Source organism: Chloroflexus sp. (genome assembly GCF_034435895.1).
Taxonomy (GTDB): Bacteria; Chloroflexota; Chloroflexia; order Chloroflexales; family Chloroflexaceae; genus Chloroflexus.
In genome coordinates, this window is the sequence record NZ_DAOTWH010000025.1 from 1 (window position 1) to 10805 (window position 10805).

Annotated in this window: 9 protein-coding genes; 8 read left to right on the plus strand and 1 reads right to left on the minus strand. The window is 53.5% G+C overall.

Features of this window, described 5'->3' with window-relative positions:
• Together U9R81_RS01455 and U9R81_RS01460 are read left to right on the plus strand one after the other, a co-directional pair.
• Positions 1 to 2032, plus strand: a 2032-nt coding sequence (locus U9R81_RS01455) for an NAD(+) synthase (protein ID WP_322493767.1), incomplete at its 5' end; no start/stop codon positions are given.
• Positions 2029 to 2460 carry a cytochrome c gene (locus U9R81_RS01460; protein WP_322493768.1) on the plus strand — a complete coding sequence of 144 codons (432 nt, stop codon included), beginning with the start codon at positions 2029 to 2031 and terminating at the stop codon, positions 2458 to 2460. The genes U9R81_RS01455 and U9R81_RS01460, both read left to right, overlap by 4 nt.
• 2 nt (positions 2461 to 2462) lie before the next feature.
• Here the strand turns inward: U9R81_RS01460 and U9R81_RS01465 are convergent, their stop codons facing one another.
• A complete protein-coding gene (locus U9R81_RS01465) occupies positions 2463 to 3266 on the minus strand; it encodes a class I SAM-dependent methyltransferase (protein WP_322493769.1) in 804 nt (267 codons plus the stop codon).
• Positions 3267 to 3370: 104 nt separating this feature from the next.
• Between U9R81_RS01465 and U9R81_RS01470 the strand changes: the two genes are divergently transcribed.
• The 6 genes from U9R81_RS01470 to U9R81_RS01495 are packed head-to-tail and all read left to right on the plus strand — an operon-like array spanning position 3371 to position 10647.
• Positions 3371 to 4264 carry a glycosyltransferase family 2 protein gene (locus tag U9R81_RS01470; protein ID WP_322493770.1) on the plus strand — a complete coding sequence of 298 codons (894 nt, stop codon included), beginning with the start codon at positions 3371 to 3373 and terminating at the stop codon, positions 4262 to 4264.
• Positions 4261 to 5664, plus strand: a complete 1404-nt coding sequence (locus U9R81_RS01475; RefSeq protein WP_322493771.1) for an alkaline phosphatase family protein — start codon at positions 4261 to 4263, stop codon at positions 5662 to 5664. The genes U9R81_RS01470 and U9R81_RS01475 overlap by 4 nt, the downstream gene beginning before the upstream one ends.
• Position 5665: 1 nt before the next feature.
• Positions 5666 to 6538 carry a glycosyltransferase family 2 protein gene (locus U9R81_RS01480; protein ID WP_322493772.1) on the plus strand — a complete coding sequence of 291 codons (873 nt, stop codon included), beginning with the start codon at positions 5666 to 5668 and terminating at the stop codon, positions 6536 to 6538.
• Positions 6535 to 7488 (plus strand): FkbM family methyltransferase, encoded by a 954-nt coding sequence (locus U9R81_RS01485; protein WP_322493773.1) that lies wholly within the window; start codon positions 6535 to 6537, stop codon positions 7486 to 7488. Before U9R81_RS01480 ends, U9R81_RS01485 begins: the two co-directional genes overlap by 4 nt.
• 16 nt (positions 7489 to 7504) lie before the next feature.
• On the plus strand, positions 7505 to 8977 hold the full coding sequence (locus U9R81_RS01490) for a polysaccharide biosynthesis C-terminal domain-containing protein (RefSeq protein ID WP_322493774.1): 1473 nt from the start codon (positions 7505 to 7507) through the stop codon (positions 8975 to 8977).
• Complete coding sequence (locus tag U9R81_RS01495; protein WP_322493775.1) at positions 8977 to 10647, plus strand: alkaline phosphatase family protein; 1671 nt, start codon at positions 8977 to 8979, stop codon at positions 10645 to 10647. Before U9R81_RS01490 ends, U9R81_RS01495 begins: the two co-directional genes overlap by 1 nt.
• Positions 10648 to 10805: the final 158 nt, after the last annotated feature.

The following is a 10805-nucleotide window of genomic DNA, read 5'->3' on the forward strand; positions in this document are numbered from 1 at the left end:
CTTCGCCCGCCTCGCCGTCGCCATCCCGGCGGTGCGCATCGCCGAGCCGGCGTTTAACGCCGAACGCACCATCGCCCTCGCTCGCCGCGCCGCCGCCGCCGGCGCAGTGCTCGTCCTTTTCCCCGAACTGGGGATCTCGGCCTACAGCAACGACGACCTCTTCCAACAAGCCGCCCTGCTCGACGCCGTTGAGCAGGCGGTGGCCGCGATTGCCGCCGCTTCCAGCGACCTCAACGCGCTGCTGCTGGTTGGCGCGCCGCTCCGCCACGAAGGCCGCTTGTTCAACTGCGCAATTGCGCTGTGCAACGGGCGAATCGTAGGAGTAACCCCAAAGAGTTATTTACCTAACTATCGTGAATTTTACGAAAAACGCCACTTCGCCGCCGCCCGCGACGTGATCAACGACACGATTCGCGTCGCCGGTCAGACCGTGCCGATCGGCGCCAATCTGATCTACGAAGCGCCGGCCATCCCCGGCTTGGCCGTGCATGTCGAAATCTGCGAAGACTTGTGGACGCCGCTGCCGCCGAGCACCTTCGCCGCGCTGGCCGGCGCGACCGTGCTCTGCAACTTGTCGGCTTCCAACATCACCATTGGCAAAGCCGACTACCGGCGAGCCTTGTGTATGGGCCAATCGGCCCACGCCATCGCCGCTTACCTCTATTCGGCGGCGGGGTTGGGTGAAAGCACGACTGATTTGGCGTGGGATGGCCATGCCCTGATCTGCGAAAACGGCGAGCTGCTCGCCGAATCGCAACGCTTCTGCGACGATGAGCAGATCATTGTTGCCGATGTCGATCTGGAACGGTTGCAGCAAGATCGCATGCGCCAAACCAGCTTCAGCGACAGCATCGGCGACTACCGCGAGCGGCTGCAGGCCATGCGCAAGATCACGCTACCGCTCACCGCGCCGATTGTCACCGATCTGCGCCGTGAAGTGGCGCGCTTTCCCTACGTGCCCAACGATCCGGCCACCCGCGACGAGCGTTGCTACGAAGCGTACAACATTCAGGTGCATGGCCTCATCCAGCGCATGCGCAGCGCCAAGGTCGAAAAGGTGGTGATCGGCGTATCGGGCGGTCTCGACAGTACCCAAGCTCTGATCGTGGCCGTGCGGGCGATGGATCGGCTCGGCCTGCCGCGCCGGAACGTCTTGGCCTACACCATGCCCGGCTTCGCCACCAGCAGCCAAACCCGCGCGAATGCCCACGCCCTGATGGCCGCACTCGGCGTCGGCGCGCACGAAATCGACATCCGGCCTTCGGCCTTGCAGATGCTGCGCGACCTCGGTCACCCTGCCGGCGAAGGCGCGCCCGTCTACGACGTCACCTTCGAGAATGTGCAAGCTGGCGAGCGCACCTCGCACCTCTTCCGGCTAGCCAACTACCACAACGCAATCGTTGTTGGCACCGGCGACCTCAGCGAGCTAGCTTTGGGATGGTGTACCTACGGTGTTGGCGACCAAATGGCGCACTACAACGTCAACGCCTCGGTGCCGAAAACCCTGATCCAGCACCTCATTCGTTATGTCATTCGCAGCGGCGAATTGGGTGAAGAAGCGAACCGGGTGCTGGTTGATATTCTCGCCACCGAAATCTCGCCCGAACTAGTGCCGGCGACGGCCAACAACGACGACAGACCGGCCCAGCGCACCGAGGAGATCATCGGGCCATACGCACTGCAAGACTTTAACCTCTACTACATCACCCGTTACGGCTTCCGGCCCAGCAAAGTGGCATTCTTAGCCCTGCATGCGTGGGGCGATGCAACCGTGGGGGCATGGCCAGAAGGCCTGCCCGCCGCCGACCGGCGGGCCTACGACCTACCAACCATCCTGCGCTGGCTGCGGGTCTTCCTTTACCGCTTCTTCCAAATCAGCCAATTCAAACGCTCGGCCATGCCCAACGGCCCCAAAGTCGGCTCAGGCGGCGCCCTCTCGCCGCGGGGAGACTGGCGCGCGCCGAGCGACGCTAGCGCCGCCGTCTGGCTGGCTGAGATTGATCGCCTGATTGCTGAAGTAGGTGTGGGATGAGTGCAACACCGCAAGACACCAGCCGTAAGGTCGTAAGCTGGCAAGGCCGTGATGCCCATATATTGCGGCTTAGCGTGTATATCGCCTGCCTCATCGCCATTGCGCTCTTCAGTGGCTGCAACCGGCCTGCCCCGCCCGACCCGGTCGCCGAAGGGCAACGGCTCTACACCATCTACTGCCTCGGTTGCCACAGCCTCGACCCGGCGGGGCCAACCGCGCTTGGCCCGCCGCTCGCCGGCATCGGCGCCCGCGCGGCAAACAACAGCGAAGGCCTCAGCGCCGCCGAGTGGCTGCGCCGCGAGATCGTTGATCCCGATGCCGTGCTCACCCCCGGCTACCCAGCCGGGTTGATGCCACGCACCTACGGCAACGACTTCCGCCCGGCTCAGATCGAGGCGCTGGTGGCGTATTTGTTGGGGGTGGAGTGAGGTTACCGGCGCCGTATCAGTGTTTGCAACCAGCGCCGCACAGCTAGACCGATTTTAACATAGGGATGCGACTCCAGTTGGCGCAACCGCGCCAGCGCAGCATCACGTTCGGCGCGGATTGTAAGGAGGTCCATATCACGCAAAAGTTGCTGATTGGCTTGATCAGGATGGACAATCGCAATCCAGCGTAATCCTACCGGATGCGGCCATTGAATTGGCATGCAAGCCAACCCTTGTTCGGCAATCAATGAACGCAAAAAATCCATCGTATAATAGGAACCGCCGGGATAAACCCACTCATCACCTTCATAATTGACGTTGCTTTCAACAAAGTTAGCCACAAAGATTGCATGAGGTTCCATTACTTTTCGCGCTGAAGCAACACAAGCCCGAATTTGCGCAGCAGAAGCGTGTGAAAAAATTGATTGCGCCAATAAAAAATCAAATTTTCGTCCAAAAACCTCAAGATTAAATGAACGATCATGAACGAAAGATGGTTTTTTTATCGTAATAATCGACTCGCCCAACTCATTTCTAATTCCCTCTTCAATTAACCAAGCCTCTGGTTCAATCCCGAAATAGTGATTCGGTAACAGATAAGGAATAAATAAGCGCCCCCCCCGCAGTGAACCGCACCCAATATCAAGCAAATAATGATGTTCTCGCAACCCAAGCGCGGTTAACAATGTGAATTGCAAGGCAGCCACGATATCATAATTATCAGGATGACTCACAAAAGCCCGATAATGGCGATCACCCGGCTGTAAATGCTTCCCCAGTTGTGCATCGATTGGTTGAAGACTCATGGACACTCCTCGAAACAAGATGATGTCGTATAATAGAGCTGCTGGAGCGTATAGTACCAGCAAGGAAAGCATCGTGCAAATTGCAAAGCAAGGACTGCATTACCTTGAGCCTCTCTGTTGTTATTCCTACTTTACATTCACCAATCATTCGTGATGTAATCCGCTCGCTTGAACAACAAACGGCACGTGAGACTATCGCTGAAATCCTCGTGATTGGTCAAACCGACCCCAATGCAATCACGACGCCAGCCCAGCTTATCTTTACAAATCACCCAGTGGCGGCAGCAACTGCCCGCAATCTCGGCGCCCAGCACGCAACTGGCGACATTTTATTATTTCTTGACTCTGATTGTATTGCTCACCCAGAATTAGTAGCCCACCACCTTAACCGGCATCGTAAAGGCCACACCGTCGTTGGGGGCAGCATTGCCATCGAACCACATGATGCCTACTGGCGATTATGCGACAATCTCCTCGCATTCACGCCATTTCTCGCTATGATGCCAGCCGGCGAACGTCCCTATTTGCCGAGTCTCAACTTTAGCCTGCCACGCACAATCTTCAACGCTATCGGTGGGTTTGACGAACGATTTAGCGGTGCTGCCGGCGAAGATGTTGATTTGAGCTTCCGGTTGCGCGCCCAAGGTCATCGGCTTTTTTTTGCGCCGGAAGCGCAAGTGATGCATTATCCGTCACGTGCTAACGCCACTACGGTTGCGCGTCATCTGCGTTCCTTCGGACGAATTCAGGTTATACTGCACCGGCGTTCGCAACGCTGGGATCGCATTACTCAATCTCGTCAGCTTCGTGCTTGGGCTAGCTTACTCCAAGCAACTGCCCCCTTGTTAGCCCTTATCGATGCGTTGCAATTATACAGCCGGTACCCGCCGCTCCGCCGTTATTGGCATTGTCTGCCGGGGATCGTATGGGGCAAAAGTGCATGGTACTGGGGTTACAGCGAAATGTTGCTGATTCAAGCAGGAACCAAACACCTATGACAACGTCCTCACGAGCCGAAAAGTTGTTGGTCATCGGGCTTGATTGCGCAGCGCCCGAACTCATCTTCTCGCAATGGCGGCATGATTTGCCAGTACTGCGTTCGCTAATGGAACGGGGCCGATCTGGTCGCATGGAGAGTTGCATTCCAGCGATTACCGTACCGGCATGGGCCTGTATGATGAGCAGCCAAGATCCGGGCCAACTCGGCATTTACGGTTTTCGCAATCGGGCCGATTACAGGTACACTGCCATGACCACAGTGACGGCGCGCTCAGTCACCGTGCCCCGCTTGTGGGATATCCTTGGCGCACGCGGGAAACGGGTTGGCGTCATCGGTGTGCCCCCTACCTATCCAGTCACGCCAGTGAACGGCGAAATGGTAAGCTGCTTCTTAACGCCAAACGCAACTAGCCAATTCACGTACCCGCCCTCGTTACGTGACCGTATTCACGATTGGCTCGGCGAAGAATTCTTGGTCGACGTACCCGATTTCCGATCCTTGGACAAACAACGCATCTTGCACGACATTTATCGCTTGGCCGCACAGCGCTTCACTATCTGTCGCCGGCTATTAGAGCAACAAACTTACGATTTTATAATGATGGTCGAAATGGGAGTCGATCGGATTCATCATGGATTTTGGAAAGATATGGATCCGGCTCATCCCAAGTATGTGCCCAATAGTCCATTTGCCCATGCTATTCATGACTATTACCAATTCATCGATCAACACATTGACCAACTACTTAACACCATTGATGATAACACAGCGGTATTAATCATATCCGATCATGGCGGAAAAGCCATGAAAGGAGGCGTCTGCCTCAATGATTGGTTGATTCGTGAAGGATACCTTGTTCTAGAAGAATACCCATCGCAACCAACCCCGCTGGAACGATGCCGGATCGATTGGTCGCGCACTCGGGCATGGGGTTCAGGCGGTTATTATGGCCGGATTTTCTTGAATGTGTCCGGTCGTGAACCGCAAGGTCGCGTACCCGCGTCAGAATACGATCACTTACGCGACGAGCTGATGGCCAAACTTCAAGCGTTGCCGGATCATCACGGCCAACCGATGGGAAATCGGGTATTTAAGCCAGATGCAATCTACCGTCAAACACGTGGAATTGCCCCTGATCTTATCGTCTATTTCGGCGATCTCGATTGGCGATCAGTTGGGAGTGTTGGCTACCCTGATATCTATACGTTTGAAAATGATACCGGCCCAGATGATGCCAACCATGCCCAGTTTGGCATGTATATCTTCTATGACCCGCGCCAGCAACTTACTACGCCCGTCATTGAAGATTTGAATATTTACGATGTTGCCCCAACCATATTACAATATCTCAACCAACCAATTCCCGAAGATATGATTGGTCGCGCGCGAGACTGGTAATATGCGCATTTCTGTTATTATTCCCAATCTAAACTCACCGATCATCAATGAGGTGTTACAGGCTTTGCACCAGCAGCAACCTCTGCCATACGAAATGATAGTAGTTGGCCGTGATGAAGCAGGCCTGATCACCACGAACGATCTCGTACATTTTATTGAAACGCCGGCTCCAGTGAGTGCAGCCGGCGCGCGCAATATCGGCGCGCACCAAGCGCACGGCGATATTTTGTGGTTTCTTGACGCCGATTGCCTCGCATACCCACACTGTTTGGCCTACCATCTCCAAGCCCACCAACGCGGCGAGGCCGTTGTTGGCGGGAGCGTTGCTTTTGATGATACACGGTACTGGCATCTCTGCGATAACTTAGCTGTCTTTGCCCCTTTTCTGGTCACGCGCCCAGCCGGAGAACGCCCTTATCTCCCCAGCCTCAATCTAAGTATTCGCCGTGAACTCTTTTGCCAACTGGGCGGGTTTGACGAACGCTTTCCCGGCGCATCAGGCGAAGACACCGATCTCTCGTTTCGCATCCGGCAGCGTGGTTATCGGCTCTTTTTCGAACCAGCGGCGGTCGTCAATCATCGCCATCATCGGATCACTAGCGGCGACCTCTGGCGTCATCTCTCAGCGTTTGGCCGCAGTTATGCCGCTATTTATCCACGCTACCCAGAATTGACTGGACGCCACCGCCGCACTGATATTGCCCAAGGCAAACCCGAACGATTACGGGCAATCGCTCCGCTCTTAGCGGTTATTGATTGTATCGAACGTTATATCCAATACCCTGAATTGCGCGCCTACCCTCATGTGCTGCCCGGCCTGCTTTTCAGCCGGCTGGCTTGGTATGATGGAATGGCGAACGGACTGCGACCATGAGCCAGTGGCAGCGGCTACCGCTTATTCGACAGTTTTCGGAATGGCGTTGGGCCCAACAACACCTCTATCCCGGCGGACGGGCGCCATGGGGCGCTCTGATCCAACGGACGATCGCATGGTATTGGCTCCGCTGGAGCGGACAATTAGCACAACCGAAAATCATTCGAATCCAATATCGACCTGCGATCGAATTACTCTTCCCTTCGCTTAAACAGGAATACCCATTGTTTGTGTATCATACACCGCTATATGAAGCGGAATTCTTTTTACTGCCCTCACTCGTCAAACCCGATATGATTGCTTTAAATATAGGCGCTCATGTCGGCATATATACTCTAGCTCTAGCCCAACTCTTGCCGCGTGGCCATATCTACGCTTTTGAACCGGCTGCAGAAACATATCAACAATTACAAATCAATATTTTATGGAATCAAATGCGTCAGCTTGTGGCGAGCAACATTACAACCTATCGCTTAGCCCTCGGCGACACCGATGGCGAGGCATTGCTCTTTCAGGGTTCATCACCCATGCAAGCTTCTCTGTTATCCACTGCCCCAGCACAACCGTATGAACAGGTGCCAGTTGTGCGACTCGACTCATGGTTAGCGACTTACCGCATTGATCGGGTCGATTTTATCATTATCGACGTGGAGGGAGCAGAAGATATTGTCTTGCAGCATGGAACTAATCTCTTACAGCATCATCAGCCGATCATCCTGTGCGAATTGAATCGTAAATTTGGCCGGCAAACCGCCATCTGGCATCTCTTAAGCCAATTTGGCTATCGCTTCTGGCGATACAACCCGCGGCGTAACCGTATCGAGCCAATCTCGAATCCGCACGACCCTTCAATCTACATTCACCAAACCCACCAAACTGGGAGAGGATACGGCAACGTTATCGCTGCGCCTGCGATGTGGACTCCTCCTCATCTGGTAGGCATTCATTGACGAAGGCGGGCTTGTTATGCAATCGTGGTTTGGGCGCGCTATTCACGGAACTGGGTTAGCAGTTTTCGCTGAAATTTTAGCGCGGATGTCAAATACAATATTCTTTATCTTATTGACATGGCAAACTAATCAAATAGAAGCCAGTACGTTTAGCGTTGGATTTATCTATACCGGACTGCTTGCCGCATTCTGCCTTGGTGGCTTGGAACAAGTACTTAATCGCGAGGCATCACGGAATATTACCGAGAGTCAAGTAACCTTAGGCAATTTTTTGCTGGCGCGAACCGTCACGTCCCTGCTTATTTTCGGGGGATTATGTGTTTGGCTCTTTCAATTCAGTACCTATAACGCCCATACGTTGGCGGTTATTATCCTGATTGGCTCAACGTTAATCCCGGAAAGTCTTACAAACCTGTTTCAATCTTTCTTTATTGCTGCTCAACGTCTTTCGTACATTGTTACTATTAATACAATCGCTGGCATAGTACGAGTCGTATTAGGCGGAAGTATCATTTGGATTGGTGGCAACAGTGTATCAGTCGCATTCGTCATCTCAATCACAAGTTGGTTGAGCATGCTAGCCTACTTCATATTGGTCGGCAACCTCTTTTTCTGGCCTGCGATTTCGCTGCAACCTCATCTTTGGAAGCAATACGCCCAAGCCGAAATACCACTCTTCATGATGGCGCTGATGGCATCGCTCGAAAGTAATTTCGACGGTCTGCTTCTCTCTAATGGCGGGCGTAATGATATTGTTCTAGTTGGGGCGTATAATGCAGCAGGCACTTTGTTGAACGCATTGCTTATCATTCCAAATAGTTTTCGTCAGATTATTTTATCAATATTTGCATCCATTTATCATAAGGATCGCAAAAAAACATATATCATCTATGAACAATCAATACGGTTATTGTTATTTTTATCTTTATTCATATGCTTAATCGTAACTTTCTATGCAGAACACTTTATATCATTACTCTATCGTCGATCGTTTTCCGCGGCAATACCAGTACTACAAATATTAATCTGGTCATTTCTCTGGATGATGTTGCTGGTTCCAAACGGTCGCCTCATGTTGACTGCTGGTATTCAACACAAGGCCGTGTTGCCGCAATTGGCCGGAATGCTCCTTAATATCAGTCTCAACCTCGCGCTCCAACCACATTACAACGTCGTCGGCGCCGCGATCGCTAAAGTCAGCTCAGCAACACTTGTTTGTTTGTGGTGTTGGTGGATTGTATGGCGCGATCTACACGCTTGGCAGGCATTGCCGGTGCTTTGGCCAGCCATCGGCGCCAGCCTCGCAACCTTCAGCTTTTTTTTACTCAGCCTTCCCGTACAGCTGCCTTGGATACTGGCTGCTATACTGACGACACTCATTTATCTTGTGACCTTATATCTTCTCGGTGGTATTCGAGCTGCTGAGTTGCAAGCGTTACAGCGCTGGCTACGACTGCGTAACCAACATAGCATTCTGGGAGGAAAATGATGAATCGTATCTTGATTGTCGGGCTTGATGCCGCCGATCTCGATTTAGTTGAGCCATGGGTGACAGCCGGTTATCTGCCCCATATCAGAGATGTGTTGGCACGAGGATCGTTTGCACCCCTGCGTTCCACCATCCCGGTGATGTCGCCACCGGCATGGATGTCGCTGATTAGCGGGTTGAACCCCGGCAAGCATGGCATTTTTGATTTTGTTCGGTTAGCGCCGGGCAGCTACCACCTCATGAGTACGCGCCGTGACCAAACCACCTTTAAAACCATGTTCGACTATGCTAGCGAACATGGCCAGTTCGTGCTAGCGCTCAATGTACCACTGACCTATCCACCAATCCCCGTTCATGGCATTATGGTCGCTGGCCTCGGAGCGCCGATGAGCGGACAGTTTACCTATCCTCCCCAGCTCCGGCAAGAGTTGCTTGCGTGGGGATACCGGATTGAACCAGAGACCGAATTTGCTCCCGGACGTGAACAGCAATGGTTGCTGGATTTGGCGAACGTGACGCGCAGCCAAACTGATGCAATGCTGCGCTTTATGGAACGGACGCCATGGCAGTTAGGCATGATCGTCTATCGCGCAATCGATGAGGTCGAGACGTTTTTCTGGCATCACATGGATCCAACCCATCCGTTGCATGATCCGGAACAGGCGCCCCGCTTCGGTGCTGCGATCTTGAAAATTCACCGGTTGCTCGATGAAGAGATCGGCCGGCTGCTGCGCGCGGCTGGCCCCGATACCACCGTGATTCTCGTCTCTGATCATGGCGGCGGGCCACTGCATCGGGAAGTCTTTTTGAATGTCTGGTTAGAACAGAAGGGATGGCTCAAACGACGCCAACGCCCATCGCACGAGGAAGCATTACGCCGCCTAGCCCTCAGCCTTGGCGTATCACGCGAACGGCTGTCGCCGAAGCTGAACAATGCTTTCTGGACGTGGCTGCGCCACCGGATACCAATTCATTGGCAGCGCCGTCTCACTCCTTCAACCACCTTGTCACTAGCTGAAACTGTAGATTGGTCGCAAACAAAAGCGTACAGTTTCGGTAACATTGGCCAAATTTATATCAATTTGAAAGGCCGTGAACCAAAAGGCATCGTATCGCCGGGGGCAGAATATGAAGCCTTGCTCGATGAGATCACAGCCGCTCTGTATGAATTAACCGATAATGGCCAACCAGTGGTTGATGCCGTCTATCGTGGTAAAGACCTTTACACCGGCCCGTATGCCGGCTATGGGCCAGATCTCAATATCATTATGCGTGGGATGAGCTATGTAGCCCAATCATGGCGCGAGATGGCCAGCCAACAGATCTTCGCATCACCCGGCGCCTATTTTACCGGCATCCACCGTCCGCTCGGCATGATTGCGATGTGCGGGCCAACAATCCCGCAACAAGGTAAGTTGCCGGAAGTGCAGATTGTCGACGTTGCCCCAACCATCATGCATCTGCTGGGTATCCCGCCATCAACCGAACAAGATGGCCGCGTGTTGGCAGAATTCCTGTCCGCAACCAATCAACTTCACCAGCCAGTTGCCCCTGCTCCTGCCGCCGTTGGCGAAGACACGCTTCGTCCGCTTAACCCGACCGGTTGGGAAAATGAACAAGCTGAACAAGAGGTACTTGATCGGTTGCGTAATTTAGGCTACCTTGACTAGGGCTAGCCTATTGGTGAATTGACATTAATCCTTTTGGGTTATTGGCGGAAGATGCATACTATGGTATAGTGCATACTGCTTAAGCCTGTCACACAGGCGGTGTTCGACACAATAAAGGAGGAAACAATGCGAAGAAGGATCGGGATCAGTGTGCTTTC